We start from the raw sequence: 26,544 nt of genomic DNA on the forward strand, positions 1-26,544 counted from the left end.
GGAGATTTCCATACCATATCTTTCCGAAAAGAGTGATACTATGCAACCGAACTCCAATAACTCAGAGAAGAAACCGGCCGACCGGCTCCTGAAGATGCCGGGGAAAGGCGAACGCGGGCCTGTCGATTTCAAGACGAGGGTCGCCGGGCACGAAGGCGAAGTCATGGCGATCGCCACAAGAGATGTTGTCGTGGCACAGCGGACCACCTCGATCATCCAGGCAGTCGAGATCATGACAAGGGAAGGGTTCCGCAGGCTGCCGGTCGTCGACGCGGGTACGCACCGCCTCCGCGGGATCGTGACCGTCAGCGACATCATCGACTTCATGGGCGGCGGCGACAAATCGAATCTTGTGCAGGTGAAGCACGGGGGAAACTTCCTTGCCGCCGTCAACGAGGATCTGCGCGAGATTATGACCGCGCACCCGGTCACCATGCCCGTATCCGGGAGCATTGCCGATGCGGTCGAGATCATCGTCAATCGGAACATCGGCGGGATCCCCATCGTCAACGGAGGGGGAGACCTGAAGGGCATCGTGACCGAGCGCGACGTGATGAAGGTGCTCACCACCGAGCACTCGAGCCGCACGGTGGAGGATGTGATGACGTCATCGGTCCGCGTCACCGGGCCCGACACCCCTATCGGCAAGGTCTGTGAAGAGATGGTGAAGTGCAGGTTCCGGCGGCTTCCGGTCGTCGTGGACGAGGTTCTCTGCGGTATCGTTACCGCTACCGATATTATGAATTACCTCGGCAAAGGCAAAGCATTCGAACAACTGACGACCGGGGACTCCGCCGAGGTGATGGGGGCGCCGGTGCGGTCGCTCCTCTCCGGGGAACTGCACACCACCACACTGGACCGAAATATCCACGACGTCGCCATCGAGCTGATCCGGCGACGTATCGGTGCGTTTCCGGTTATCGAAGATTCACGCCTTGTCGGACTCGTGACGGAATACGACCTCGTGAAGGCATTTGCAGAGGAGTGAAAGGAACATGCGTGCCATTGACGTGATGTCGAGTCCGGTGTATGTCGTTGCACCGGCCGATAACGTTGCCTATGCGCGAAACCTGATGCTTAAACACCGTGTATCAAGACTTCCCGTCATGGAGGGGGATGAACTCCGGGGCATCCTCACCAAGAAGGACATCGCCTATCGACTCAGGCAGACGGAACCGATGTGGCGACGACGCCCAATCGACCGGATTCCGGTCAGTATCCTGATGGCGCCAACGCCGATCACCGTAACGCCGGAGACCGGCATTCGCGAGATTGCAGCAACGATGCTTGACCGCGACATATCGGGATTGCCTGTCGTCGCCGACGGCAAGGTGACCGGCATCGTCACCAAACTGGATGTTATGCGCTCCGCCCATGTACTCGGGCTCTCGTCCCGGGTCGACGAGATCATGGAGGATGCGGTCACGGTCAACCGGTATCACTCACTGGACCATGTCATCGACACGATTAAGGGGAAAAACGATAAACTTATCGTCGTTAACGACAATGGAAGCCTTGCCGGCATTATTACGGAGAGTAACCTTGCATTCTACGAGTATCTGGACGAACGGATGAACCTGCCCAGAAAAGACATCACTCTCCTCCGGAAAGAGGAGCCGGCAGGGCAGAAACGATTCAGATACGTCGTCGAGGTATCGGCAGTCGCAGAGGACATCATGAGCCGCCCCGTCATCACCGTCTCCCCCGGCGCATCCCTGCAGGATGCCACCGGGCTGATGCTCGAAAATCAGATCAACAGCCTCGTTGTCGTTGAGGACGGTGATATCCGGGGCGTGCTCAAGAGAGACGATATCATTAAGGAAGTGGCAAAATGAGCGACAAATATCAGGTACTTGTCAAAGACGTGATGGCAAAACCGATCGCCATCGCAAAGTCTGCCTTTGTCAGCGAAGCGCTCGAAAAAATGCTCGATCAGGGGGTCGATCCGCTCATCGTGACCAACAACGGCACGGTCATCGGCACGACTTCCCGGGCGGCGATTGCTGAGACGCTCGGGAGCAAGAAGACCCAGGCACTGAAAGCCACATCCATTCACGTCGCGAACACGGTCGAAGAAGACTTCACCTCCGCATACCCGGACCAGAGCATCGATGTTCTGGTGCCGTTGCTCCAGCACTACAAGCTGGTCGTGGTTCTTGATGCCGAGCACCGCCTCATCGGACAGGTGACGGCGGGCGACCTCCTGAAGGTGCTTCGGCCGGCAGGCGGCATCAAGGACGTTCTGGAACCGGTGCAGTCCATCCAGGCCGAGGAGCGGGCCGTCCACCTCCGCAGGAGGATGCTTGACGGCAACATCAACCGGTTCATCGTTGAGGACGGCGACAAAGTTCTCGGGATCGTCACGGAGACCGATGTCGCAAAGGCGCTCTATGCGTTCAAGGATATCGTGGAGGGGACCCGGCAGGAGTACCGGATCAGAAACCTCCTTGTGCGCGACATCATGAGCACGCCCCTGATCTCGACGGATGCGGGTACGGACGTCTCGGACGTCATCTCCCTGATGCTCAAGAAGAGCATCAGTTCCGTCCCGGTCACGGAGAACGGAAAGATCACGGGCGTTGTTACCAGGAACTCACTCGTTCAGGCCCTGTGAACGGGGCCCTGAAGACCACCTCTTTTTCGGGCCCGGGGGCCAACGCCGGCGTTTGTTTTGCTTAACAGGACTGATTAAAGGGGGACCGGAGCCAGGCTTCGCCGGGCGCCATCGGTGCCCCCATTCCCAGCACCACCAGCCTTATCTAACTGACCTTCTGACGCTCAGTCGCCGCTGTGGCTCCAGGCGAAACCCTCCAGGGTGACCCTCGCCGGTCACCCTTCCGGGTCGAATGTCCTGGACATGAGGGTATCCCCGACCGAAGAGAGCCCTTTTAGTGGATTTCTGTAGGTCGAAATTAAAGGGGCGAAACCTGCACCGACCGCATCTCGTGCACGATCTTTCCAGAAACTTCGCTTCGTTCTTCCGGACGGGTGCCAATCATTATGGTTCTGCAACAAGAAACGGGTAATCAGGATGTATCCATGATACCAACGCAGCCAGTCAAACCGAACACGGACGTAACGGCACTTCTTCTGTCCATGAGCAGGACCGGCTTCCAGGGGCGGAAACTCGGGGAGTCGCTCGGCGTCTGGACCAGGATGGTCGAAGATCCGGACTGCACGATATTCATGGGGCTGTCGGGGGCGATGATCCCGGCAGGAATGCAAACGGTGTTGATCGAACTCGTCAGGCACCGCTACGTCGACGTCCTCGTCTCGACGGGCGCAAACATCTTTCACGACACCTGCGAGCACCTCGGCGTGCGCCACTACCTCGGCAACCACCACGCCGACGACGCGGCGCTCCTCGAAGAGGGGATCGACCGGATCTACGACGTCTTTGCCTACGAAGAGGAGTTCCGGAGCATCGATGCGGAGATCGCCCGGTTTGCCGACGAGCTCGCGCCGTTCCGGGGGTCGTCGCGGGAGTTCATCCGGCTCCTCGGGGAGTGGCTCCGCAAGCGGCAGCCGGAAGGGCGGTCGCTCATCGCCACCTGCGCCGAATACGACGTCCCGATCTTCATTCCCGCTCTCGGCGATTCGTCCATCGGCATCGCCCTCGTCATGGCCCGCCGGCGTGGGGTCGAGATCGAGATCGACCAGATCGCCGATACCGACGAGATCACCCGCATGGTCGAAGAGTCGAGGAAGACCGGCGTCATCTACATCGGCGGCGGTGTGCCGAAGAACTTCATCCAGCAGACTCAGGTCATCGCCTCAATTCACGAACAACACCTTGGCGGACATGCCTACGCCATCCAGTACACCACCGACGCCCCCCACTGGGGCGGCCTCTCCGGGTGCACCTTTGAAGAGGCGATCAGCTGGGGCAAGGAGGCGCCGGAGTCCCCGCGCGTCCAGTGTTTCTGCGACGCGACGATAGCACTCCCCATCGTCGCCTCGGGGCTGATCGGAAGCGGGGTCAAGCGGGCCCGTCCGTCTCCCTGACACCACCACAATTATTATTAGGGTATCGTACTAAAATTAATAGGCACAAGTCATAGAATGCTGTGTCTGGAGCAGCACCCCGTGTGTTGCGAGTATCGAAAGATGCGAAGTTCTATGTTGAGGTAGCCAAGCCTGGTATGGCGCAGGTTTGCTAAACCTGTGTCCCCCTGGGACTCGAGGGTTCAAATCCCTCCCTCAGCGCTTTCACCGACAACGTCGATGATGAGGCGATCACATGGATGATGAAGAGATAAAATACTTTGTTCGAATCAGGAACACTGATCTCGACGGCACGAAGGCGGTGCACATAGCACTGACCGGGATCAAGGGCATCGGCCCGCATACGTCGCGCACCATCGCCGCCCTTGCTGGCGTGGACCCCCACGCCGTGCTCGGCAAACTTGACGACGAGACGGTCGGGCGGATCGCAAACACCGTCGATACGTATACCGAACAGGTACCCGACTGGATGGTGAACCGTCCAAAGGATGTCTATACCGGGGAAGTCCGTCACCTTCTCGGGACCGATCTTTCCATGATGAATGACGATGATGTCAACCGTATGAGGAAGATGCGCAGTTACCGCGGCATCAGGCACGAGACAGGACAGAAGGTCCGCGGCCAGCGCACCAAGTCCACCGGAAGAACCGGTACGACAGTCGGCGTCAAGAGAAAGAAAGAGTAAGGCGGTGATTGAATGGGATATCCCGGAAAGAGTTACAAGCAGTATGCGACGCCCAAGCGGCGGTTCGAGAAGACAAGACTTGAAGACGAAAAGCGGCTGATCATCGACTACGGGCTCCGGAACAAGCGTGAACTCTGGAAGGCGCAGAGCGTGCTCCGGAAGTACCGGGCCGCAGCCCGTGAACTGGTGGCGCTGCGATCGGGAGGCCTCAGCCCGGAGGATTATCAGAAGAAAAAGGATCAATTCATCAACCACCTCTACCGCTACGGTCTCGTCGGTGAGAGCGCCGATGTCGGCGACGCTCTCGCCCTGAAGGTCGAGCAGCAGCTCGATCGCCGCCTCCAGACGCTGGTCCTCCGGAAAGGACTCGCACGCTCGCCCAAGCAGGCCCGCCAGTTCATTACGCACGGGCACATCGCAATCGCCGGCCGCCGGGTGACCGTGCCCGGTTACCGGGTCGAGAGAGCCGAAGAAATGGAGATCGGTTACTACGGCCCCTCTCCGCTCTCGAACGAGGTCCACCCCGAAAGAAGCCGCATCGTCCGTGCAGGAGTGAGGTAAACCCATGGCAGAAGAGAAATGGGGCATTGCACACATCTTTGCCTCCTTCAACAACACCATCATCACCGTCACCGACCTCTCCGGAGCCGAGACGGTCACCAAGAGCAGCGGTGGCATGGTCGTGAAACAGGACCGGAACGAGAGCTCGCCGTATGCGGCCATGCAGATGGCAATCCAGGTCGCACAGAATGCACGCGACAAGGGGATCACCGGCGTCCACGTGAAAGTTCGTGCACCGGGCCGCGGCAAACAGCGGAGCCCCGGTCCCGGCGCTCAGGCAGCGATCCGTGCCCTTGCCCGCGCAGGGATGAAGATCGGCCGCATAGAAGACGTCACCCCGGTGCCCCACGACAGCATCCGCGGCAAGGGCGGACGGCGAGGAAGGAGAGTGTAATGGAGATAGCGTTTTCTCGACTGGATGAGAGAGTCGCCAAATTCATCTTAAACGGCGTTTCCACGTCGTTCGCCAATATGCTCCGACGGGCGATGATCAGCGAAGTGCCGACGCTCGCCATAGAAGATGTCCGCGTATATGATAACACCAGCGTCCTCTTCGATGAGATGCTGGCGCACCGGTTGGGGCTCATTCCCCTGCGAACCGACCTGAAACGCTACGCGGCACGGAGCGAGTGCGCCTGCAACGGCGCCGGCTGTCCGGTCTGCACCGCGACCTATACGCTCTCCGCCGAGGGGCCGAAAACGGTCTACTCAAGCGACCTGATACCCCAGGACCCCGACGCGGCACCGGTAGAGGGGAGCATTCCCATCATCGATCTCGCCAAAGAACAGAAGGTTGTTCTCGAAGCGCAAGCGATCCTCGGTACCGGAAAAGAGCATGCGAAATGGCAGGCGACCACCGTCTGCGGGTACAAAAACTACCCCGTGATTACCATCGACGAATTGTGCGACGGGTGCGGGATGTGCGTCGATGAATGCCCACGCCATGTCCTCGAAACGGGACAGGGAAAGGTCCGGGTCATCGAAGGACGGTTGGAATCCTGTTCCCTCTGCAAACTCTGCGAGCGGGCGTGCCTTGCCGGCGGTATCGGCAATGAACCGGCCGTCCATATCGGTACCGACGCGGAGAGGTTCATCTTCGTGGTGGAAGGCGATGGATCGATGCCCGTCCGGGAGATCATCGAGAGAGCGCTACAATATATCCAGAAATCATCAGACGACCTGGTAGACGTGATGAACGAGATAACGGGAGAGGGGACTCATGAAGAAGACAAGCGAGACTAAATCCAACCCCCGGCTGGCCGCACTCATTGTGACGCTGAAGGATGCGTCACGCGTACATGAGGCGAACATCTGGCGCGAGATTGCAAAGAGGCTGGATGCACCCCGGAAGAACTACGCCGAGGTAAACCTCAGTAAGATCGACCGCTATGCGAACGAAGACGAGACGATCCTGGTGCCGGGCAAGGTGCTCGGCAGCGGCGCGCTCAGTCTGCCGGTGAAGATCGCCGCACTGGATTTCTCAGAGGCTGCGGTGAGCAAGATCACCGGCGCCAACGGGACGTGCATGACTATCGAGGACCTCATTCGAGATAACCCGAAGGGGAGCAAGGTACGGATCCTCAGGTGAGACGAATGGTTACAGTTATCGATGCAGACGGACTACTGCTCGGAAGAATGGCCAGCATGATCGCACAGCGCGCGCTCGCCGGCGAGGAGATTGCCATTGTGAACGTCGAAAAGGCGATCGTCTCCGGAAGCCGGGCGCACGTGCTCGCGAACTACACTACCAAGCGCGAGCGCGGGTCCCGGGAAGGCGGCCCGTTCTTCCCGCGCAGGCCCGACCAGATCGTCAAGCGCACCATCCGGGGCATGCTCCCTTACAAGCGTGAGCGCGGCATTGCCGCATTCAAGCGGATCAAGGCTTATGTCGGCGTTCCCGTGGAGTTCTCCGGAGTGGAGACCGAAACGCTCGAAGCGGCTCATATCGACCGGCTGAGCAGCCCGAGATACCTGACGATCGGGGCAATAAGTACCAACCTCGGAGCAAAATATTAAATGAGGTGATGGAGTGGCAAAGATCATCAATACAAGCGGGAAGAGAAAGACGGCAATCGCCAGGGCGACCCTGAAATCCGGCAACGGACGGGTCCGTATCAACTCCGTGCCCCTGGAGATCTACGGGAACGAGTTGACGCGCATGAAGATCGCCGAACCGTTGCTGCTGATCCCGAACGCACTCGACGGTATTGACGCAGCAATTGATGTTGCAGGCGGCGGCATGATGGGCCAGGCCGAAGCGATCAGGACAGCGCTTGCGCGCGGCATTGTGGAGTGGCATAACGATCCCCGGATCAAGGACGCGTTCCTCGCATACGACCGGACTCTGCTCGTGAATGACTCACGGCAGAAAGAAACCAAGAAACCGCACGGTCGGGGTGCACGGGCAAGATTCCAGAAGTCCTACCGGTGAGACAAAAGAGATATAAGTGATGCAGGATAACGGATATGATACCCGTACGATGTTTTACATGCGGTAAGGTCATCTCTACAGCCTGGAAAGAGTTCAAGGAGCGGCGAGATGCCGGCGAGGATCCGGGAAGGATCCTCGACGACCTCGGTCTGGAGCGGTACTGTTGCAGGCGGATGCTGCTGACGCACAAGGAAGTAGTGGAGGACCTGAATCCGTATCAATGAGGGGTCGTGGGGTAGCCTGGACTATCCTATGGCGTTCGGGATGCTGTGACCTGAGTTCAAATCTCAGCGACCCCATTTAATTATTAATGATTTTGAGGCTGCACGATGGAATCATATACCCGATACGAACGAGCGCGGATTATAGGGGCTCGTGCTCTGCAGATATCGATGGGTGCACCGGTTTTGGTTAAAACGACGAAGACGGAACCGCTCGAGATCGCACTTGAAGAATTCGATCAAGGCGTGATCCCTATAACGGTGAAGAGAAAGTAGTGATCTGATGACGACCATCGAACAGATTATCTTGAGACCGATCCTGGATAGCCGTGGAAACGAAACCGTTGAGGCGGAGATTTACACGGACTGCGGCTTCGGACGGGCTGCTGCACCGAGCGGCGCAAGCACCGGGACCTATGAGGCAAGGGTGCGGCCGCCGCGCGAGGCTATCGAGGACGCACGGAAAAACCTGATTCCATCGCTCATCGGTGAGGACACTCACGATCAGATCACATTCGACGCACTGCTCCGGGAGAACGACGGAACACCCAACTTCAGTTCAATCGGCGCAAACGTTGCCGTAGCACTCTCTCTTGCGTGTGCAAAGGCAGCGGCATCGTCCCTTAACCTGGAACTCTTCCGTTACCTGGGCGGCGCATTTGCCGGAGAGACGCCTCTCCCCCTCGGCAACGTCATCGGCGGCGGGGCTCACGCTCCGAACGCCACATCCATCCAGGAGTTTCTGGTGGTTCCGACCGGGGCTTCCGGCGCAACGGAGGGGGTCTTCGCAAACGCCGCCGTTCACCGCACCGTAAAGAAGATTCTGCAGGAGCGGGGCAAACTCTCCGGTAAAGGAGATGAAGGCGCCTGGGCGCCCGCCATATCCGATACCGAGGCATTCGAGACCATCAGCGAAGCAATCGCCACGGTCTCCGACGAGATGAACGTCGAGATCCGGATGGGAATCGACGTGGCGGCAAGCGAACTCTGGGACGGCGGACAGTATCACTACAAGGATGCCGACCGGACGCGTGAAGACCAGATCGCCTACATGGCGGACCTCGTCGACCGCTACAACCTCATCTACATCGAGGACCCGCTCTTTGAGGAAGACTTCAGCGGATTCGCCGAACTGACCGATCAGGTCGGGGACCGCTGCCTGATCTGCGGCGACGACCTCTTCGTAACCAACGTCGAGCGGATCACGAAAGGCATCGAGACGGACGCGGCAAACTGCGTGCTGATCAAACCCAACCAGATCGGAACGCTCACCGATACCTACGAGGCAATCCACCTCGCCCAGGAAAACGGCATGGAGACGGTCATGAGCCACCGGTCCGGAGAGACCACCGACACGACGATTGCGCATCTCGCCACCGCATTCGGATGCATCTTCATCAAGACCGGCGTGGTCGGCGGGGAACGGATAGCCAAACTGAACGAACTTATTCGCATAGAGGAGCTGATCTAACTTGACGGGAAACGAACTTGAAATCGAACTGAAAGAACCACTGGTACCTGTGGAAGAGTACCTCGCAGCGGGTGTGCACATCGGCACCCAGCAGAAGAGCAAGGACATGATGAAGTTCATCTACCGCGTACGCGGGGATGGGCTCTACATCCTGGACATCCAGGCAACCGACGAGAGAATTAAGACTGCAGCAAAGTTCCTCTCGCAGTATGAACCGGCAAAGATCCTGGTCGTCACCTCACGGCAGTACGGCCAATACCCCGCAAAGAAGTTCGCCGACACCATCGGCGGCATGGCGGTCATCGGCCGCTTCATCCCGGGGATGCTCACGAACCAGCGTCTGAACAAGTACATCGAGCCCGACGTGATCGTGGTGACCGATCCGATCGGCGACTCCCAGGCGATCAACGAAGCGGTCCAGGCAGGTATCCCGATTGTTGCTCTCTGCGACACCAACAACATGACGAAGTACGTCGACGTGGTCATCCCGACAAACAACAAAGGCAGAAAGGCGCTCTCGATGATCTACTACCTCCTGACGAAAGAGATGCTCCACCTGCGCGGTGTGACCACATCGCTCACTCCCGAAGACTTTGAGACAGAGTTATAAGATCGAAGCACAAGAGCTCAACCTTGATGGATATGCGCCCATGCAGTGTAGCGGGAATGTTCTATCCTGCCGAGCCCCGGCATCTGGAGCAACTGCTGGAAACGTTCTTCCAGAAGAGGGCCCCGGAGACCAACGCCCGGGGAATCGTCGCTCCCCATGCAGGGTATATCTACTCGGGGGAGACCGGAGCCTGTGCTTTCTCCACCATATCACCTGATTTTGACGGTACGTTCGTTGTCATCGGCCCAAGCCACCGGGGGTACATGACCTGCGCCTCTGCCGTGCCGTGGGAGACGCCTCTCGGAATAGTCGAGGTTGACGGGGCGTTTGTCGACGTGCTGGATATCGAGATAGATGAGGCATCCCATCAGAGCGAGCACTCCATCGAGGTGCAGATGCCGTTTATCAAGTACCGGTTCCCGAGAGCAAGGGTTGTGCCCATCCTGATGGGCGACCAGAGTCCCGAAGCGGCGACTGATCTCGCCGGGCAGATACTCCGGGCGACGGAGCGGACAGGAAGAGACGTGCGGGTCGTTGCTTCAAGCGATTTCTCCCATTATGTCCCGGAGAGGATAGCCCGCCAGCAGGATCTCTATGCAATCGATGCGCTCAAAAACCTGGACACATCGGAGTTCTACCGGAGACTTCGAGAAACCGGCGCTACGGTGTGCGGCTACGGCCCGATCTCGACCATGTGCATCGCCTGCCGGTCGCTCGGTGCGGAGCGGGGGGAACTCTTACGGTATACGACCAGCGGCGACGTGACGGGAGACTATAATCAGGTAGTGGGGTATGCGGCGATAGCGGTGGTGTGATTGGCAACGTGGAGCGCGCCGGGCAAGGTTTTCCTGTTCGGCGAGCATGCAGTGGTCTATGGAAAGCCGGGGGTCGCGATGGCGATAAAACCCCGCGTCTTTGTCACGGTGAGAAAATCCCGGAACCCGACACGCCCAAAATCGCCCTACATAGATGAGTGTTTCAAGCGGATGGGCGTCCGGGGCAGCGTCTACGTCCATTCGCAACTGCAGAGTTCATCGGGGCTCGGATCATCGGCAGCGGTGACGGTGGCGACGCTCTCTGCGATCAACGACGAGTTCGGTCTCGGGCACACCCGTGAATACATCGCCGACGTCGCGTATGCTATCGAGAAGAAGGTCCAGAACGGGCGGGCAAGCCCTACGGACACTTACGTCTCCGCGAACGGAGGAATGGTCCTCATCACCGGCAATTCCAAGCGGAGACTCCCCCCGCAGGGCCTGCAGATCGTCGTGGGGAATACCCTGGTGCCGCACAGCACCGCGAAGATGGTGGAGCTGGTCGGGGCCCTTCATCGGAAGCACCCGGAGATCGCAAACCCGATACTGGACGCCATTGAGGCCGTGACGCTGACCGCCCTCCATAACATCAACCAGCCGAAAGGACTGGGGCAATGCATGGACATGAATAACGCCCTCCTGGAAGCCCTCGGGGTGGGACACCCGATAAGCAGTAAACTCGTGCTTGCGGCAAGGGCGAGCGGCGCTTACGGAGCGAAGATAACCGGGGCCGGGGGCGGCGGGTGTATAATCGCCCTCTGCCCGCGGCGTGCAAAGAGCCGAGTTGCCGGGGCCATCGAAGCCTGCGAAGGAAAAGCAATCATCACCACGATCGACACCGACGGCGCGAGAAAAGAGAAGCATGACTGAGACCGTGATACTGAAACTGGGAGGAAGCGTGATCACCGATAAGTCGGGAGACGGTGCGATCGATCGCGCCCGCCTGCACGAGATTGCAGGCCAGCTCGCCGCACGAGGAGCCGCCGCACTCGTTCTCGTCCATGGTGCGGGGTCATGCGGGCACCCGGAGGCCCGGCGCTACCGCATCAACAAAGGTCTCACCGGGAAGAATGTTCCCGGCGTCTACTACACGCACGCCGCCGTCGTGCGCCTGAACGCCGCGGTCGTCGAGGCCTTGCGGGATGCAGGCATCGAGGCGATCGGCATCCACCCGCTCGATCTGGCTCTCACCGAAGACGGCCGTCTGGTCTCGCTGGAGACCCGCCATATTGCCGAAATGACAGAACACGGCATTGTGCCCGTGCTGCACGGCGATGTGGTGATGGACCGTCTGAAGGGCTCCTGCATTGTGTCGGGGGACCAGCTGGTGACCCGCCTTGCCGCAGCGCTCGGGAGCAGGCGCGTGGGGCTTGCAACGGATGTGCCCGGCGTGCTGCAGAACGGCTCGGTCGTCCCGCGCATAGACCGGGACACAGCGGCGTCGCTCTCCATCGGCGGATCGAGCAACACCGACGTGACCGGGGGTATGCAGGGCAAGATTGCAGAACTCCTCACACTCGCCGATGCCGGCATCGAGTCGCACATCTTTCATGTCTCAAAGATCGCCCGATTCCTTGACGAAACCGGGCACGGCGGAACGACCATAACGGGAAGAGGGATACGATGACGGGAGAGACCGCGACATCTTCGAGGAAACGAGATCACCTGGTCATCTGTTGTGAAAAACCCATCGAGGCGGGCGACGCCGGATTTGGCGACGTTCGGCTTGTCCACAATGCTCTTCCCGAATGCAACCTTGATGCGATCGAGACCGGGACCCGGTTCCTCGGCGCATCGCTCGGCTCTCCTCTCTTCATTGCAGCGATGACCGGAGGACATCCGGACACCCTCGAGGTAAACCGGCGGCTTGCACGTGCCGCCGAACGGTACAATCTCGGTATGGGTGTTGGTTCTCAGCGAGCGGCACTGGAAAAACCCGAACTGGAGGAGAGTTTCGTTGTTGTGCGGGAGGAGGCGCCACATGCCTTCCTCTGCGCGAATCTCGGGATCATCCAGCTCCGCGACCATGGCATCGAATGGGCGGAACGGGCTGTCGAGATGATCGATGCACAGGCGATCGCCATCCACGTCAATCCACTTCAGGAAGCGATTCAGCCGGAAGGCGATCATAACGCGGAGGGGTGCCTCGAAGCCCTCCGCAATCTCTGCGAAGAATTCTCCCACCCGGTCATCGTGAAGGAGACTGGTTCCGGCATATCCGCCGGAACTGCGCGGGCAATCCGGGGAGCAGGAGCGAGTGCCATCGATATCGGCGGCTACGGAGGCACGTCCTGGGCAAAGATAGAATGCCTGCGGGCGAACGCCACCGGACTTGCCGATCTCGGGGAAGCGTTCCTCTCCTGGGGCATACCGACTGTGGTAAGCCTCTGTGAGGTGCGGACGGCAGGAGGCCCGATCGTTGCAACGGGCGGACTGCGCTCAGGAACCGATATCGCGAAGGCAATCGCGCTCGGGGCGGATCTCGGGGGCATGGCGCTCCCCCTCTTAAAACCCGCCATGGAGAGCGAGGAAGCACTCTTTGCGACCGTCGAGGCGATACATCGCGAGTTAACGGTGGCGATGTTCCTGACGGGGTCCAGGACGATAGGGGACCTCCACCATGCACGGACGTATATAACCGGACTGACCCGGCAAATGATTGAAACAAGCGACTAACCACAAAAACATCCGAATTTGGAGGCATACATGGATATTGAAATCATAGCAGTGGGCGGGTATAACGAAGTCGGCAGAAATATGACTGCCGTCCGCTGCGGAAAGGAGATTGTCATCTTTGATATGGGTCTGCGCCTCGACCAGGTGATGATCCACGAGGATGCCGATATCGAGAACATGCATTCACTGGACCTGATCCAGATGAAAGCCATTCCCGACGACACCATCATGAATTCGGTGGAAGGGAGCGTCAAGGCGATCGTCTGTTCGCACGGGCACCTGGACCACATCGGTGCGATACCGAAACTGGCGCACCGCTACAACGCTCCCATCATCAGCACGCCGTATACCTCGGAACTGATCAGGCAGCAGATAGCGGGCGAACAGAAGTTCGGGGTGAACAATAAGCTCTTCGTCCTGAAGGCCGGACAGCGTTACACCATCTCTCCGCACCTCACGCTCGAGTTCGTGCGGACCCAGCACTCGATCATCGATACCGTCTTCCCGGTCCTGCATACGCCGCGGGGCGCAATCGTCTATGCGAACGACTTTAAACTGGACCGGACCCCGGTGCTCGGGGAACCGCCGGACTTCGCCAGGCTACGGCAGATCGGGAAGGAGGGGGTTCTCGCCCTCATCACGGAGAGCGTCAACATTGCCGATAAGGGGCGCTGTCCGAGCGAGAAGATCGCACGGGACCTCGTGCGGGATACCATCACGAGTTACGAGGACGATAAGAGCGCGATATTTGTCTCGACGTTCTCATCGCATATCTCCCGCGTCAAGACCATCGCCGAGTGCGCCCACGAGATCGGGAGAAAACCGATCCTGCTCGGGCGGTCGATGGAACGCTACAGTTCGGCAGCCGAGCAGTTGAAACTGGTCGGGTTTCCCGAGAGCCTCTCGATGTTCGGCAACCGCCGGACAGTCGACCGGACGCTGCGGCGGATCATGAAGACCGGGAAAGACAAGTTCCTCCCGATCGTCACCGGCCACCAGGGGGAGCCGGGCGCCATCCTGACAAGGATTGTGATGGGGGACACGCCGTTCAAACTGGAGAAGGGCGACAAGGTCCTCTTTTCGGCAAAAGTGATCCCGAATCCGATGAACTACGGGCAGCGCTATCTCGTCGAGGCCCGTGCCAAGATGGCAGGTGTGCGGATCTTCGATGACCTGCACGTCTCGGGTCATGCTTACAAGGAGGACCATTACGAGTTCCTGCACCTCTTAAATCCCCAGCACGTCATCCCGTCCCACGGCGATATCGGTATGACCGGAGAGTATGCGAAATTCGCTGAGGAGATCGGGTATACGCTCGGAAACGACCTTCATATTCTCCGGAACGGGCAAAACATAGTGATAAAGTAGGTGATGAGATATGACGATGCTTGAAGACTACCTGGAGAAGAATGCTGACATAATCGACAAGGTGATCCACCGCTACTTTGGAGATGTCCATGGCGACCTCTTCCAGGCGAGCGCCCACCTGCTGCTTGCAGGCGGGAAGCGTCTTCGCCCGGCGGTCGTTCTCCTTGCTGCGGATGCGGTGAGGAAAGGCAGTTCGGACGATCTGCTCCCGGCGGCCCTCGCGCTTGAGTTGACGCACAGTTTCACCCTCATCCATGACGACATCATGGACGGCGACGCCGTGCGGCGCGGCGTCCCGACGGTGCACACGGTCTGGGATGAGCCGACGGCCATCCTTGCGGGCGACGTGCTGTATGCGAAGGCATTCGAGTATCTCTGTCTCTCGGAATCCAAAGATGCAGCAAAAATTCGGGCCACGAAGATGCTCGCCCGGACATGCACCGAGATCTGCGAGGGGCAGAGTATGGATATGGCGTTTGAAGCGAGAGACGATGTCTCGGATCTCGAATACCTGGAGATGATCAGCAAGAAGACGGGCGTGCTCTACGGTGCGTCTGCCGCCATCGGGGGAATCCTTGCGGGTGCAACCTCGGTACAGGCCGATGCCCTCTACCAGTTCGGGTTAAACAGCGGCGTTGCCTTCCAGATCCAGGACGATCTCATCGATCTTCTCGCCAGCGCCGAGGTGACCGGCAAGGACCGTGCATCGGACATCCGGGAAGGGAAGCAGACCCTGATTGCAATCAGGGCGCGCGAGAAAGGGATCGACCTCGCTCCGTACCGGAGGGCTCTCTCGGACGCGGAGACCGACGGCCTGATCGCACGGTTGAAGGATGCGGGCATCATCGACGAGGTCAGGGCCAAGGCCATCGAGCGGGCGACCGTTGCAAAGGAAGCGCTCGCGATCCTCCCGGACACCGAGGAGAAGCATCTCCTTGCAGATATCGCCGATTACTTTGTCAATCGGGGATTCTGATATCATGGACGCCGATATCGAGCACCTGCTCCTCATTTACGCTCTTCAGAACGCTGTGAAGTACGGCGACACCCCGAAGAGCGGGACGGTCATCGGTACGGTGCTCGGCAAGCACCCGGAGTTCCGGAGCCGGGCCCGGGAGGTAGGTCCTCTTGCGGCGAAGGTGATCGCGAAGGTGGCGGCGATGAGTCAGCAGGAGCGAAAGAGCCTTCTTCTCGAGATAGCCCCCGAACTCCTCGACGAGCTCGCCGAGACGCATGAGCGGTCGTCGCGGGAACTGCCCGCCCTGCCCGGCGCCGGGAACGGTGTGGTGATGCGGTTCGCACCGAACCCGAGCGGGCCGCTGCACCTCGGGCACGCCCGGGCCTCCGTCCTGAACGATTACTATGTGCGGCGGTATGGGGGCCGGTATGTTCTCCGTATCGAGGATACCGACCCGAGAAGGGTTGATCCGGAGGCATACGGGATGGTGCTTGAGGATGTCGAGTGGCTGGGGCTCGGGATCACAGATATCGTCTACCAGAGCGACCGGCTGGACATCTACTACGACTGGTGCAGGAAGCTCATCGAACTCGGCGGCGCCTACGTCTGCGTCTGCGAGGCGGAACGCTTCCGGGAACTCAAACTCAGGGGGAAGGCGTGCCCCTGCCGGGAGCGGACGGTGGAGGAGAACCTGGAACTCTGGCAGCAGATGCTCGACGGCGAGTTCTATGAGGGCGACGTGACCGTCCGGGTGAAGACGGACCTCACCCACCCCGACCCGGCGATGCGGGATTACTCCGCGATGAGGATCGTGAACGCGCCCCTCCACCCGAGAGTGGACGCCACGGTCTTTCCGCTGATGAACTTCTCGGTTGCGGTGGACGACCACCTGCTCGGGATCACGCACGTGATCCGCGGGAAGGACCACATTGCAAACACGCGGCGGCAGCGCTACATCTTCGATTACTTCGGCTGGGAGCCGCCGGTTTATCGCCACTACGGCAGGATGGGGATATCGGGGGTCGTCCTCTCGACGTCGGGGATGCGCGAGGGGATCAAGAGCGGCCTCTACACCGGCTGGGACGATATCCACCTCGGGACGCTCCGGGCGATTTCACGCCGGGGCATCAAGGCGGAGGCGGTTCGGAACGCCATGATCGATATCGGGATCGGGGAGACCGACATCTCGTTCTCGTGGGAGAACCTTTACGCCAAAAACAAGGAGCTCGTCGACCCGAAGGCGAACCGGTACTTCTTCGTGCCCGACCCGGTCGAGGTCGTCGTGGAGGGGGCCCCGTGCCGCGAGGCCCATGCGGCTCTCCACCCGAACGATCCCTCCCGGGGGGTCCGCACCCTCGTCGCCGCCGGGAGGGTGCTCCTCCCAAAGGCGGATATCGAAGGAAAGAGCATGGTCCGGTTAAAAGACCTCTACAACGTCAGGATCGCGTGGGACGGAGATCTGCCGCGCGTCTCCTACGCGGGGGACTCGCTTGAGGATGCCCGGCAGGAGAAGGCGCCGATCATCCAGTGGCTGCCGGCGGACGCGAAACTCCCCTGCACGCTTCTCCGGCAGGACGGGAGCCTCGAAGGGTTCTGCGAACCGCTGGTCGCCGGAGAGGCGGACCGCGTCGTCCAGTTCGAGCGGATCGGGTTTGCCCGGATCGACTCGGCGGACGGCGGACGGGTGAGCGCCTACTTCGCGCACCGGTAAGACGATTCATCTTTTTCTGGAGAGAAGGGGCAGAGGTGCCGGTCCGGAACGCTACGGCCGCGCACCGCCCCCATCTTCGCGTGAGAGCCCCGTGCGATCCCCTTCAACGATCTTCAGACCTAAGATGCCGACGCTTATACGATAACGTACCGGCAGCTGCGGGTTTGCCCGGAGATAGATCCGTTCGCAGCACAACGTGCACGAACTCCGGCAGCGGATCGGCGGACCGCCGGCAGCCGGCGTACACAAAATCCCCCCTCACCTCGATTGAGCAGCGGAACCGAGGATCGGCACAGAGTTCCTGCAAGTCTCGTGCAATCGTTCGTTCGCACGACTGCAGGTGCGACCTTGCCGGGATGTCCCGGCGGATATCGATCTCCACCCCTGCCTCGATGTCGCGGAAGACCAGGGAGGCATCGTTGTGCTTCAGGAGACCGGGGTATTTCAACAGAACGCCGAATTCGTAGAGACTCCGGGCGCCGTCGGGACCGGTGGAGAGAGTATTGCAATGCGACCGTTCCACAATCAAATCCAGAAACTCAGGATTGTCGAGAGCATACTCCAGGGAGAAGAGGTACCTTTCGCCGGGGACAAGGCGGTTCAGCTTGATCTTATATGCACTGTCGGCCGTTACAACCGCTTCGGGCACCGGAACCAGTTTCGGCAGCCGGGCGATGGCGACCCGTAACGGGACGACATGCGTGTATTTCACCGTTTTAGGGAGAAGATACGTCTTTTCGGGTATCAGGACCATGTCGTATCTCTGTATCCGCTCGCTGCAGGAGATCGTCATCTGCCGACCTTCGATCCTGAACTCCTCCCGTAATTCGGCATCGATAACACCCATGGTGCGGTAGATACGCTCTATTGCGGCAGAGACCAGATCCCGTTCGTTATGAACCCGGGCGCCCCCTGTGGCGGACAGGGCCGGCCCGGGGGAATCACCGGCGAGACGAGGGCCGTGTACCGGCGAGCCGATCAGGTTCACCCGTTTTGTATGCACTTCGCCAAGGCCGTCTTCGGCCTCGACGGCATATGTCAACTGCATCGTATCCGATGCTTTATCCAGCACCGGGGCTCTGAATACCACGCCCAGGTATCCGTTCACCCCGAATCGTGAGAACACCAGCTCGTCTTCCCCGGTACCTTGTTCCAGTTCCGCATTAAAGATCTCTTCAACTGTGAAACACTCCGGTTTCGTGATCCGGATGATAACCTTCCGGCTTTCCGGCCATAGAACGTATGTGGTCACCCTGCCGCCCTGAGGGCATGAAGAGGGGACAAAGAGGTTTCTTACCAGCATTCAATCTCCCGCCCGCTCGTCCCGGAGGGGAAAGGCACAATCATCCCGTCGCGGTCCGCCCGAACGCCTTCGATTCTCGATTCATGCATCCCTATACCCCTGCAAAGGGTGCGGGAAGAGCACCGGGTTTCATGGGCATTAATAAATGTTTATCTATTAACAAATGACACATATTGAGTTCTTTTATTTAACAAGATATAAATAGGCCGGGGGTCCATCGGGTTACATGTGGTGAAATGAGCGACCTTGTCGTGCTGACTTCGAATAAGGGCCAGGGAAAGAGGACCGCTACGTTATTGCTCGAAGAGACACTCCGAAATGAAGGGTATCGTGTTGCCTGCCTGGTGACGGGCAACGGCCGTCTCGATGTCTATTCCTATCTTCTGGAGCAGCGGTATCACTATTCCGTCCCTCTCGAAGCGACGCACAGCAAGGAAGCGTTCGAACGATGGGTGCCGACGGGCTATGACAGGTACATCCTTGAGGTTACGTTCCCCTACTCCCCTATCGGCGCCGCGTACATCGATCTCTTCGGGAACATCAACGAGGTCGTCTCGTACGACCTCCGGGACACCTGGGAACAGCACGTCCTTGATCCGAAGAATAAGGCCGAGAGCATCGATCCGGCCGAGAACAACCCCGACGTCGCGGCCGCGCCGGACCTCGCCCCGCTCTGGGACGTTGTCCACGACCGCAACGTCCGGACCCTCGTCACGAAGGCCCCAAAAGCCCTTGACGGCCCGTACGTCGACACGGCAAAGGTGTTCCATAATCTAGAGATGCTTGCCGTGGAGTCCATTACGCCGCGAATGAAACTGCCGAAGAGCAGTAAAAAAGTCATTGCGGTCGGGGAGTTCCCCGCCGAGTACTGGGATATCTATCCCGATCTCACCTGGTATCAGTATTACTACGCGGAGTTCATGCAGGCCCTCCGGGATGAAAAGTATGACCTGGCGGTGATCGGCACCTGCCACAACGAGGCGCTGAAGTTCCGGGACAGGCCCAAAGACCGCACCGTGGTCTGCTACCAGCCATCGGTGTACCTGGATCTCAAGACACGGGAGAAGAAGTTATCCGCAAACCACGATTTTCGAGCGGTCTTTTCAACCATCAGGACGCGACCCTCCGGGACTCCCCTGGGCCCGGCTGGCGGCGCGTTCTCCGGCTACAACAACCGGCTCTGGATCAACACAAAGCACGAGGTCGACGAGCCGTTGTGGCGGGATGGAAACGTCATCTTCTGCGACGGCTGGATCACCCCGCAGGTCCTGCTCCGGGAGAAGTATCTGACCGATGAAGGGCTCCAGGAGGCCTGAAGCATGGGGAGTAACTGCGGTGGCGGTAGCGGTGGCGGCGGCAATCCCCCGGTGGTGAGGCTGGTCGAACCGGCAGGCCCCGGCATCGGCGACCCCGTCGGGGCGGCACGAACGTTCACGGCATCATGCACCCAGTCGGCGACGATGCGGGTGTATCTCAACGGCAACTTAGTGCATACAAGTGCTCCCAGCGTCCAACAGGTGGCCTACACCTTCCCGAGCGGAGCGCTCGGGCAGCACATGGTACGGGTGACCGCAACGAACGCCAGAGGCTCCGGGGAGAACTACTGGACCTGGAACGTGCTTTCGACGCCGCCGGTTATTACTTCCCTTCTGCCCGGGTCCGACTGCCTGATTGATACGGCGGAGAATTTCTTCCAGCGCACCTTTGAGATCAACACCGACATCGCATCCAAGATCCGGGTGTATGTGAACGGCGTCCTCGCGTTTGCGCAGGAAACCTATTCAACGGTAATGTCGTGGATTTTCGACCGCACAACGACCATTGTTAACCCCGACCCCTTTGTCAACATTATCCGTATCATCGTCGAAAACACCAACGGAACAACCGAAAGCATCATCTACTCGATCATTACGCAGGCGCCGGTGACGTCTGCTCCCGTCATCACCGATACCTCTCCTGCCGAGCACACCATTGCTAATATTGCCGGTTCCCCGGGTAGAAGGACCTTCGGAGTAACCGTCGATCAACCGACGACGATAATATTTTCCGTTGACGGGCAGGAAAAGCCCAGATTTAATGCCGTAACCAATGCCATGTGGGAATGTGATTTTTCCGGGTATTCCACCGGCATCCATAACGTGGTCGTAACTGCGTCTAATTCAAACGGGAGTGACTCGTTCACGTGGTCGTGGAATATCCTGCCACTCGTGATCACGCTTGAAGAGCCCGCAACGCAGTACGTCAATAATTATGACACCTCCTCCAGATTGTTTAGAGCCAGCCTGAACACCCCTGCTCGTCTCACGATGTACTTCGACGACCGGCCGATAGAACGACCGGAATCCGAAGTATCAACGATCTTGCATGAATTCAAAACCGTGCCCCTCGGCAACCACACCATTCGGGTTGTCGCGGAAAAGGACGGGGTCAGCGTTGAAAATTTCTGGAGATGGAATGTCTCGGAATACCCCAGTCAAGATATAATCTATTGTGAATGTCAGCAGTATTCCGGATTGCGTTCGCTTCGAGCGGGCAATGTTCCGCTTACCATCGAGAAATATTTGAATTTCTACAGCAATTCGGAAATGCGGTGCCAGAAAGCACAATTGCCGGATGGAAGCTGGATCTACCTCTTTGCATTGTCAAATGTCGGCCTGGTTATAGATAATGACTCACAGTTGCCTCCTATTGTAATAAATGCAGAAGCTCGTAAGCTCGACATCTATCTAAGTGGTTTCGCCGAGATAGAGTTATCAATTAATGAAATCTCTGGCAATGAACATTTCGTATTATTTTCATCAATTGACAAATATTGTGTGGGAATATCTCCATTAAAAGGGGGAAATCTTGAAAATTATTATAGAGAACGTGCAGACCTTGAGGTTTTAGTAGGATTAGTCGGTTTTCTGCCTTACGTTGGGGCTTTGACAAATTTAGCAGAGTTAATGTCTCCAAAGAATTACCTATCCGAAATAGAATCGATAAATTATTCTTTTGGGTATGAAGCCACAATGGAATCCAATGGAAAATCCCCAGATGGCGGTAAATCGCCTTACGTTGAAAATCAATTCAGGTGGGTGGTGTGGGTACAACCTGAATGTTGCGTGAGATTTAACGTTATGATGAAATTAGTAGAAACTTACGTTGAGAGTCTTGAAATAAGTAAAGATATTCAGATAACAGCAGGGGAGAGCCCTGTTGTACTCTGATAAAATTATGGTCAGGGAACACTTATGAAAGAAGAAACAGATGCTACAGCAAAAGGATTCACTGCACCGGGAAAAGATGAGTCGCCTGATTACCTGCATCTGATCTACCTCTTCTACCGGCACCCGTCGCAGGCGTTCGAGATCGTCAACAGCGGCAAAACAATGCATGGCATTGCGTTCTTCGCCATATTTGTCTTTATTGCGGGTTTTTTGAGCACCAGCATAAGGGGTATTTACCTGGATGTGCTATGGTATGGTTTTAAATCATTATCGGCGTTTCCCATCATTCGTTCCGGGGTTTTAAGCGGCCTGACGACAACGATTGAATTTTTTCTCTTATTTGCGACGGAAGCCGTGGTGCTTCTCGGTCTGCTCTGGATTATGCAGGTGAAGCCCCCCCTGACCCGGACGCTCAGCGTCATTTTCTACAGTTGCGCAATAGCATGCCCCTTCATCCTGATAATGTTAATATTAGATCTGTTCTCCGGGTATGCCCTGCTAAGAAATTCAGGCATAATACTCTACTATTTGTATTTACTGCCTCTGGGGTATCTTGAGTATCTCGGACTCCAGGAGGTAGTGAAAGCGAATCGTCTCCAGATTATAGCTGCAGTAGTCATTGCAATTGTTGTCCACTATCTCCTGTTCGAGCCTGAGATCTATTTCATTGAGAATGTATTAAACGGGATTTTTTGATGCGTATGACTGCCGATAACTGTAACCGTTGCAGGTACCCAGGAGCCCAGTAAAAGAAGCAGGGGTGCAGAATATGATGAAGAAACTATTGTTACTGCTGCTATTACTGGCCGTTTTTTTTAGCTTTTTAAATCAGTATGGGTTTACTCCTGATTATTCTGCGTACTCGATGACGAAGGTTTGCGAACAACTCCCGACCTATAATATCGGCGATCTCAAGGATACAAAAGTCCTGTATTTGTCAAGTACCCCTATTGTACTCGATTATTATAGCAACCAGAAGGTATCGATTCCCTGCAGTGGTATCACTATACCTTCATTTCCTGTGATGGATAGTACCGGGACGAAGGTTGCGTATAGACCGTACTCCGATCCCAATCTATGGATTTATACCACCGAAACCGGTGGAGCTGTACAGATACCACTCGGTTACACCGGCAGTCGGTGGGAGTGGGATCATCATAACATTCCACGTTTCAGCCCGGACGGGGAGCAACTCGGTTATCTTCACAGCATCTCATCTAATAATTATTCACTCTCCGTTGCAGATACCGATGGAAGCTGGAAAAAGGACCTGATGACCGGTATTGCCGATCTCTCGTACTATGACTGGAACCCCGACAACAAAAGAATCGCAATATTGGCCAAAGAAGGGGGTAACGAGAGGTCTTCGATCTATATCGTCGATTCTGCAGATTCGGATATCATCAAAATAAAAGAGAATGTTGAAACAAAGCAGAGTATCCTGGATAGATTGTACCTGTGGAACCCTGTGGGTCTGGATGGATTATGCCAGTGGGACCCTGCGGGTACGAACATAGCCTATATCTCAGCCGGGAATATCTTCACCATTACTGCCGATGGGAGCCAAGAGCGCCAGGTGACCGATGATAGAAACACATTCTTTCTCCAATGGAGCCCAACAGGGGATAAAATTGCTTACCTGACCCGTGACGGGCTCGGTCAGGAATACGAAACCGGACACGTGAAAAAGGGAGAATACAGCAGACTGCACCTGATCAACCCGGATGGAACGGGCCATGAGGAGATCTTTGCAGAGTACACCGAAGGTTATCTCAATGAGCTTCCGTTCACCTGGGCTGAAGATGGAAAAGGGATAATCCTCTTCAATATTGAAGGCGGGTACCTGATGGACCTGGAGAAGCCGGCAGGCTATGAACCGGCTTTAATTGCGCTCGTCGCCCTCGGCGTTGCAATCGTGGCCTGTACGGTATCGATCATCCTTGAATACGACCGGAGGGCGTGACGTGGAGTCCGTCGGCAGGCCATCAATAGTAACCCTCAACGGCAGTCTGATACATATCACGATTCCAGACGTCCGGGAAGTGTCCTATACCTTCCCGAGCGCTCCGTTGGGAGAGCACATGGTCCGGGTGACCGCAGCGAACGCCAAAGGCTCCGGGGAGAACTACTGGACCTAGAACATGGTCTCGACGCCGCCGGTGGTGACACGCATCGCTCCGCACGAACAGGCAATCTCCGACGATTCGCCGGATGCGACCAGAGTGTTTGAGATCGAGGTGGATCAATCCGCCCACATCATCTTCTACCACAACGGGGGTGTAATCTACGACTCCAATGATCAGACCCTGACCTCCTGTTCGGTACCATTTTCGGCGCACAGGTATGGCGTGCATGTCATTACCGTTGTTGCCCAGAACTCAAACGGCCGGGGAACGCTTCACTGGACGTGGACCATCAGAAAGCCCCAACCGTCCCCGAAACCCCCGGAAATAACCCTCATCTGGCTGAATACGACAACCGTCGGTGCATCCTGTTCGGAGCACTTACATCCAAAATATCTACCATCTGAGACAAGGAGGGTGAAACGGCTTTTCATTGGGACTTTCCCGAAGAGAAAAGGGTTCAAGAAACTCGAAGAATTTCGGAGAGTGACAGGCCGCAGGATGCAACGGTTCGTCAGAACCGGATCTTGAGAATTACGAAGAATTTCGAGCAGGCGCGGGAGAAGAACGACGTTCTTCGAAGGGATGTCCGCCTCCCGGGTAGCAGTGTTTTGGGACACCCCACATCCGATTAGCCCCCGGCGAGGGGCGTGAGAAGAGAATCGAAGATCCCGGGCACAAATAAACGTATTTTAGTTAATATTTTCCAAATATTATGTTATTTAGATTAACAAGAGATAAATAGACCGAGGTGCATCACATTATGTACAGTGAAATGAACGATCCCATCGTGCTGACTGTGAATAAGAACCAGGGAAAAATGACCGCTACTTTATCGCTGGAAAAAATACCGGGATGAAGGACAGAGCAGTACCTGCCCCATGCGGGATTTTCCTTCTGCACCTATCTCTTTCCCCTTGCACATCTGGAATATCATGGACATAAGGATTTATTGAAAAACAGAATATTCCCCAATCCTGATAGCGGCGGTGATAGCAGTTATTGTCCACTATATCCTTTCGAACTCGAGGTGCTTTTCACTGCGAATGTATTAAATGGGTTTTTTGCCTGCCTAGGACGGCCGATAGCCGTAAACGTTGCAGATAACCGGGACTCCGGTGCAGAGAACATTTTTTTGAAATTCAAGAGATAGGGAAACAATTCGTCTCTTAGAGTATTGAGGAGGGTATCCTGAAGCAAGGGATAGGGTGGTCGAAGAAGAACTCCTGGCATCATACGCAGCAAAACACAAAAGATAGACATGACCCGGACGAACCACACGACTCATCTTGCCTTCTCCCTGCTTCATCGATCCAGAGCCACGCAGAGTGCCGTCAGAAAAAGTCTCCGCGACTATCTCCGCTTCATCACAGCCGCCCCGGACGCTTCGGATACCGACCTTCTCAAGATCCAGTCCGATTATCTCAAACGATCTCCCGGAGAGGTGTTCGGCGATCTTGTCTCCTACCTCGCTTTTCTTACCCGGGAGAAACACAACTCTCCAAACACCATCCGGCTCAAACTCCACTATACGAGAGCATGGCTGTTGTACAACGATATCCGCCTGAGTCCCAACGATGAAAAAATTCTCAGAAATCTTCAGCCCCGAACCGTTATTGTCACCGAAGAAGCGGAACTCAGCCGGGAAACGATACGGGAGATTGCAGAACATGCCGACCTCCTTACCAGAACACTGATCGTCATTCTCGCAAGTTCGGGAATGCGGATCTCCGAGCTTCTCGGCGTGGTTCCTGAGGATATTGTCCTCGGCGATCCCGGGGAGATTCGCATCCCCCACGAGAGGATGAAAGCCGGAAAAGCCCACATCTACTACTTTTCCCGGGAAGCGGGGGATCACCTCAGGCAGTATCTCCGGTTCCGCGACGAACTGTACTCCCTGTCGCGAAAGCGGACCAACATCCGGTTCCAGAAAGCGTATGAAGACCGGCGGGTCTTCCCGATCGCTTATGGAACCGCAGCCAACCGGTTTATTCGGGCGGCAAAGCGGGCAGGAGTTCATGCCAGGTGCAGCGCCGGGAACCGCAGCAAAATTACGTATCATTCCATCAGAAAATGGACCGAGTCCACCATGAAACTCCATATCTCGATTAATCTGGCAAATGAATTCATCGGCCATGACGAAGGGCTCTCCGTACACTACCGCCGCTACAACAGGAAGCAGATGCGGGAAGCGTACAAGATCGTCGAGCCGTATCTGTCAATCTATACCGATATTCCGGAGGATGTCGGGGTGCCTCCCCAGGAAGAGGTTCTCCGGATGCTGGTCAGGCAGCAGGAAGAGATCATGGAGCGACTCGCACAGATCGAGACGATCCTGATGAGCGGGGCGTGATCTGTGTCGCGGGCGCTGCAGCGTGAGGTAACTATCATTATCGC

At 57.2% G+C, this 26,544-nt stretch carries 29 protein-coding genes and 2 tRNA genes; 30 read left to right on the forward strand and 1 reads right to left on the reverse strand.

What is annotated here, in order from left to right:
* The first annotated feature begins 40 nt into the window (after nucleotides 1-40).
* The 24 genes from BP737_RS05255 (at nucleotide 41) to BP737_RS05370 (ending at nucleotide 17,512) form a co-directional block, all read left to right on the forward strand.
* Nucleotides 41-988, forward strand: a complete 948-nt coding sequence (locus BP737_RS05255; protein ID WP_292410259.1) for a CBS domain-containing protein — start codon at nucleotides 41-43, stop codon at nucleotides 986-988.
* 7 nt (nucleotides 989-995) lie between these two features.
* Nucleotides 996-1,835, forward strand: a complete 840-nt coding sequence (locus tag BP737_RS05260) for a CBS domain-containing protein (protein WP_292410261.1) — start codon at nucleotides 996-998, stop codon at nucleotides 1,833-1,835.
* Nucleotides 1,832-2,614, forward strand: coding sequence for an HPP family protein (locus BP737_RS05265; protein WP_292410263.1), 783 nt, complete (start codon nucleotides 1,832-1,834; stop codon nucleotides 2,612-2,614). The genes BP737_RS05260 and BP737_RS05265 overlap by 4 nt, the downstream gene beginning before the upstream one ends.
* A 425-nt stretch (nucleotides 2,615-3,039) precedes the next feature.
* On the forward strand, nucleotides 3,040-4,005 hold the full coding sequence (locus BP737_RS05270; RefSeq protein ID WP_292410266.1) for a deoxyhypusine synthase: 966 nt from the start codon (nucleotides 3,040-3,042) through the stop codon (nucleotides 4,003-4,005).
* Between the two features lie 116 nt (nucleotides 4,006-4,121).
* Nucleotides 4,122-4,206, forward strand: a tRNA-Ser gene (locus tag BP737_RS05275).
* Between the two features lie 34 nt (nucleotides 4,207-4,240).
* Entirely contained in the window at nucleotides 4,241-4,690 is a 450-nt protein-coding gene (locus BP737_RS05280; RefSeq protein WP_292410268.1) for a 30S ribosomal protein S13, read from the forward strand.
* 12 nt (nucleotides 4,691-4,702) lie between these two features.
* Nucleotides 4,703-5,251 (forward strand): 30S ribosomal protein S4, encoded by a 549-nt coding sequence (locus tag BP737_RS05285; protein WP_292410270.1) that lies wholly within the window; start codon nucleotides 4,703-4,705, stop codon nucleotides 5,249-5,251.
* A gap of 4 nt (nucleotides 5,252-5,255) precedes the next feature.
* Nucleotides 5,256-5,645: a 30S ribosomal protein S11 gene (locus BP737_RS05290; RefSeq protein WP_209729628.1), complete on the forward strand. Its 390-nt coding sequence runs from the start codon at nucleotides 5,256-5,258 to the stop codon at nucleotides 5,643-5,645.
* Entirely contained in the window at nucleotides 5,645-6,493 is an 849-nt protein-coding gene (locus BP737_RS05295) for a DNA-directed RNA polymerase subunit D (RefSeq protein WP_292410273.1), read from the forward strand. The genes BP737_RS05290 and BP737_RS05295 overlap by 1 nt, the downstream gene beginning before the upstream one ends.
* The gene (locus BP737_RS05300; protein WP_292410275.1) at nucleotides 6,471-6,839 is read left to right on the forward strand and encodes a 50S ribosomal protein L18e; all 369 of its coding nucleotides are present in this window, start codon (nucleotides 6,471-6,473) and stop codon (nucleotides 6,837-6,839) included. The genes BP737_RS05295 and BP737_RS05300 overlap by 23 nt, the downstream gene beginning before the upstream one ends.
* Nucleotides 6,840-6,844: 5 nt before the next feature.
* On the forward strand, nucleotides 6,845-7,267 hold the full coding sequence (locus BP737_RS05305; RefSeq protein WP_292410277.1) for a 50S ribosomal protein L13: 423 nt from the start codon (nucleotides 6,845-6,847) through the stop codon (nucleotides 7,265-7,267).
* A gap of 13 nt (nucleotides 7,268-7,280) precedes the next feature.
* Nucleotides 7,281-7,682, forward strand: coding sequence for a 30S ribosomal protein S9 (locus tag BP737_RS05310; RefSeq protein ID WP_292410279.1), 402 nt, complete (start codon nucleotides 7,281-7,283; stop codon nucleotides 7,680-7,682).
* Nucleotides 7,683-7,717: 35 nt separating this feature from the next.
* Nucleotides 7,718-7,906 carry a DNA-directed RNA polymerase subunit N gene (locus BP737_RS05315; RefSeq protein WP_292410281.1) on the forward strand — a complete coding sequence of 63 codons (189 nt, stop codon included), beginning with the start codon at nucleotides 7,718-7,720 and terminating at the stop codon, nucleotides 7,904-7,906.
* A tRNA-Pro gene (locus tag BP737_RS05320) sits at nucleotides 7,907-7,981 on the forward strand.
* 30 nt (nucleotides 7,982-8,011) lie between these two features.
* On the forward strand, nucleotides 8,012-8,179 hold the full coding sequence (locus BP737_RS05325) for a DNA-directed RNA polymerase subunit K (protein ID WP_292410283.1): 168 nt from the start codon (nucleotides 8,012-8,014) through the stop codon (nucleotides 8,177-8,179).
* Nucleotides 8,180-8,186: 7 nt separating this feature from the next.
* Nucleotides 8,187-9,374, forward strand: coding sequence for a phosphopyruvate hydratase (eno, locus tag BP737_RS05330; protein ID WP_292410285.1), 1,188 nt, complete (start codon nucleotides 8,187-8,189; stop codon nucleotides 9,372-9,374).
* A gap of 1 nt (nucleotide 9,375) precedes the next feature.
* A complete protein-coding gene (gene rpsB / locus BP737_RS05335) occupies nucleotides 9,376-9,984 on the forward strand; it encodes a 30S ribosomal protein S2 (RefSeq protein ID WP_292410287.1) in 609 nt (202 codons plus the stop codon).
* 26 nt (nucleotides 9,985-10,010) lie between these two features.
* Nucleotides 10,011-10,799: an AmmeMemoRadiSam system protein B gene (gene amrB, locus BP737_RS05340; protein WP_292410289.1), complete on the forward strand. Its 789-nt coding sequence runs from the start codon at nucleotides 10,011-10,013 to the stop codon at nucleotides 10,797-10,799.
* Nucleotides 10,800-11,669 carry a mevalonate kinase gene (gene mvk / locus BP737_RS05345; protein WP_292410291.1) on the forward strand — a complete coding sequence of 290 codons (870 nt, stop codon included), beginning with the start codon at nucleotides 10,800-10,802 and terminating at the stop codon, nucleotides 11,667-11,669.
* A complete protein-coding gene (locus tag BP737_RS05350) occupies nucleotides 11,662-12,426 on the forward strand; it encodes an isopentenyl phosphate kinase (protein WP_292410293.1) in 765 nt (254 codons plus the stop codon). The genes mvk and BP737_RS05350 overlap by 8 nt, the downstream gene beginning before the upstream one ends.
* Nucleotides 12,423-13,475: a type 2 isopentenyl-diphosphate Delta-isomerase gene (gene fni / locus BP737_RS05355; protein ID WP_292410295.1), complete on the forward strand. Its 1,053-nt coding sequence runs from the start codon at nucleotides 12,423-12,425 to the stop codon at nucleotides 13,473-13,475. The genes BP737_RS05350 and fni overlap by 4 nt, the downstream gene beginning before the upstream one ends.
* 30 nt (nucleotides 13,476-13,505) lie before the next feature.
* Nucleotides 13,506-14,843 carry an RNase J family beta-CASP ribonuclease gene (locus BP737_RS05360; protein WP_292410297.1) on the forward strand — a complete coding sequence of 446 codons (1,338 nt, stop codon included), beginning with the start codon at nucleotides 13,506-13,508 and terminating at the stop codon, nucleotides 14,841-14,843.
* Between the two features lie 10 nt (nucleotides 14,844-14,853).
* On the forward strand, nucleotides 14,854-15,819 hold the full coding sequence (locus tag BP737_RS05365; RefSeq protein ID WP_292410299.1) for a polyprenyl synthetase family protein: 966 nt from the start codon (nucleotides 14,854-14,856) through the stop codon (nucleotides 15,817-15,819).
* Nucleotides 15,820-15,823: 4 nt separating this feature from the next.
* The gene (locus tag BP737_RS05370; protein ID WP_342685984.1) at nucleotides 15,824-17,512 is read left to right on the forward strand and encodes a glutamate--tRNA ligase; all 1,689 of its coding nucleotides are present in this window, start codon (nucleotides 15,824-15,826) and stop codon (nucleotides 17,510-17,512) included.
* Nucleotides 17,513-17,615: 103 nt separating this feature from the next.
* On the opposite strand, the gene BP737_RS05375 is transcribed toward BP737_RS05370, so the two are convergent.
* Nucleotides 17,616-18,815: a hypothetical protein gene (locus BP737_RS05375; protein ID WP_292410300.1), complete on the reverse strand. Its 1,200-nt coding sequence runs from the start codon at nucleotides 18,813-18,815 to the stop codon at nucleotides 17,616-17,618.
* Nucleotides 18,816-19,051: 236 nt separating this feature from the next.
* On the opposite strand from BP737_RS05375, the gene BP737_RS05380 reads away from it, so the two are divergent.
* The 6 genes from BP737_RS05380 (at nucleotide 19,052) to BP737_RS05405 (ending at nucleotide 26,500) form a co-directional block, all read left to right on the forward strand.
* Nucleotides 19,052-20,131, forward strand: a complete 1,080-nt coding sequence (locus tag BP737_RS05380) for a hypothetical protein (protein ID WP_292410302.1) — start codon at nucleotides 19,052-19,054, stop codon at nucleotides 20,129-20,131.
* Between the two features lie 3 nt (nucleotides 20,132-20,134).
* Nucleotides 20,135-22,024: a hypothetical protein gene (locus tag BP737_RS05385; protein ID WP_292410304.1), complete on the forward strand. Its 1,890-nt coding sequence runs from the start codon at nucleotides 20,135-20,137 to the stop codon at nucleotides 22,022-22,024.
* A 24-nt stretch (nucleotides 22,025-22,048) separates the two neighbouring features.
* Nucleotides 22,049-22,720: a hypothetical protein gene (locus BP737_RS05390; protein ID WP_292410305.1), complete on the forward strand. Its 672-nt coding sequence runs from the start codon at nucleotides 22,049-22,051 to the stop codon at nucleotides 22,718-22,720.
* Between the two features lie 73 nt (nucleotides 22,721-22,793).
* Nucleotides 22,794-23,987, forward strand: coding sequence for a TolB family protein (locus tag BP737_RS05395; RefSeq protein WP_292410307.1), 1,194 nt, complete (start codon nucleotides 22,794-22,796; stop codon nucleotides 23,985-23,987).
* Between the two features lie 178 nt (nucleotides 23,988-24,165).
* A complete protein-coding gene (locus BP737_RS05400) occupies nucleotides 24,166-24,678 on the forward strand; it encodes a hypothetical protein (protein WP_292410311.1) in 513 nt (170 codons plus the stop codon).
* A 730-nt stretch (nucleotides 24,679-25,408) separates the two neighbouring features.
* Complete coding sequence (locus BP737_RS05405; RefSeq protein WP_342685985.1) at nucleotides 25,409-26,500, forward strand: tyrosine-type recombinase/integrase; 1,092 nt, start codon at nucleotides 25,409-25,411, stop codon at nucleotides 26,498-26,500.
* Nucleotides 26,501-26,544: the final 44 nt, after the last annotated feature.

The organism is Methanoculleus sp. UBA291, from assembly GCF_002499755.1.
Classification (GTDB): domain Archaea; phylum Halobacteriota; class Methanomicrobia; order Methanomicrobiales; family Methanoculleaceae; genus Methanoculleus; species Methanoculleus palmolei.

Excerpts from the sequence above, each read along its gene's own strand:
- BP737_RS05390 (WP_292410305.1), top strand. The coding sequence starts at position 22,049 with ATGAAAGAAGAAACAGATGCTACAGCAAAAGGATTCACTGCACCGGGA.
- BP737_RS05265 (WP_292410263.1), top strand. The coding sequence starts at position 1,832 with ATGAGCGACAAATATCAGGTACTTGTCAAAGACGTGATGGCAAAACCG.
- BP737_RS05400 (WP_292410311.1), top strand. The coding sequence starts at position 24,166 with ATGGTCTCGACGCCGCCGGTGGTGACACGCATCGCTCCGCACGAACAG.
- BP737_RS05380 (WP_292410302.1), top strand. The coding sequence starts at position 19,052 with ATGAGCGACCTTGTCGTGCTGACTTCGAATAAGGGCCAGGGAAAGAGG.
- BP737_RS05370 (WP_342685984.1), top strand. The coding sequence starts at position 15,824 with ATGGACGCCGATATCGAGCACCTGCTCCTCATTTACGCTCTTCAGAAC.
- BP737_RS05360 (WP_292410297.1), top strand. The coding sequence starts at position 13,506 with ATGGATATTGAAATCATAGCAGTGGGCGGGTATAACGAAGTCGGCAGA.
- BP737_RS05405 (WP_342685985.1), top strand. The coding sequence starts at position 25,409 with ATGACCCGGACGAACCACACGACTCATCTTGCCTTCTCCCTGCTTCAT.
- BP737_RS05385 (WP_292410304.1), top strand. The coding sequence starts at position 20,135 with ATGGGGAGTAACTGCGGTGGCGGTAGCGGTGGCGGCGGCAATCCCCCG.
- amrB (WP_292410289.1), top strand. The coding sequence starts at position 10,011 with ATGGATATGCGCCCATGCAGTGTAGCGGGAATGTTCTATCCTGCCGAG.
- BP737_RS05270 (WP_292410266.1), top strand. The coding sequence starts at position 3,040 with ATGATACCAACGCAGCCAGTCAAACCGAACACGGACGTAACGGCACTT.
- BP737_RS05260 (WP_292410261.1), top strand. The coding sequence starts at position 996 with ATGCGTGCCATTGACGTGATGTCGAGTCCGGTGTATGTCGTTGCACCG.
- BP737_RS05365 (WP_292410299.1), top strand. The coding sequence starts at position 14,854 with ATGACGATGCTTGAAGACTACCTGGAGAAGAATGCTGACATAATCGAC.
- BP737_RS05280 (WP_292410268.1), top strand. The coding sequence starts at position 4,241 with ATGGATGATGAAGAGATAAAATACTTTGTTCGAATCAGGAACACTGAT.
- BP737_RS05325 (WP_292410283.1), top strand. The coding sequence starts at position 8,012 with ATGGAATCATATACCCGATACGAACGAGCGCGGATTATAGGGGCTCGT.
- BP737_RS05350 (WP_292410293.1), top strand. The coding sequence starts at position 11,662 with ATGACTGAGACCGTGATACTGAAACTGGGAGGAAGCGTGATCACCGAT.
- eno (WP_292410285.1), top strand. The coding sequence starts at position 8,187 with ATGACGACCATCGAACAGATTATCTTGAGACCGATCCTGGATAGCCGT.
- BP737_RS05315 (WP_292410281.1), top strand. The coding sequence starts at position 7,718 with ATGATACCCGTACGATGTTTTACATGCGGTAAGGTCATCTCTACAGCC.
- BP737_RS05305 (WP_292410277.1), top strand. The coding sequence starts at position 6,845 with ATGGTTACAGTTATCGATGCAGACGGACTACTGCTCGGAAGAATGGCC.
- BP737_RS05300 (WP_292410275.1), top strand. The coding sequence starts at position 6,471 with ATGAAGAAGACAAGCGAGACTAAATCCAACCCCCGGCTGGCCGCACTC.
- BP737_RS05255 (WP_292410259.1), top strand. The coding sequence starts at position 41 with ATGCAACCGAACTCCAATAACTCAGAGAAGAAACCGGCCGACCGGCTC.
- fni (WP_292410295.1), top strand. The coding sequence starts at position 12,423 with ATGACGGGAGAGACCGCGACATCTTCGAGGAAACGAGATCACCTGGTC.
- BP737_RS05285 (WP_292410270.1), top strand. The coding sequence starts at position 4,703 with ATGGGATATCCCGGAAAGAGTTACAAGCAGTATGCGACGCCCAAGCGG.
- BP737_RS05295 (WP_292410273.1), top strand. The coding sequence starts at position 5,645 with ATGGAGATAGCGTTTTCTCGACTGGATGAGAGAGTCGCCAAATTCATC.
- BP737_RS05375 (WP_292410300.1), bottom strand. The coding sequence starts at position 18,815 with ATGCTGGTAAGAAACCTCTTTGTCCCCTCTTCATGCCCTCAGGGCGGC.
- BP737_RS05395 (WP_292410307.1), top strand. The coding sequence starts at position 22,794 with ATGATGAAGAAACTATTGTTACTGCTGCTATTACTGGCCGTTTTTTTT.
- BP737_RS05290 (WP_209729628.1), top strand. The coding sequence starts at position 5,256 with ATGGCAGAAGAGAAATGGGGCATTGCACACATCTTTGCCTCCTTCAAC.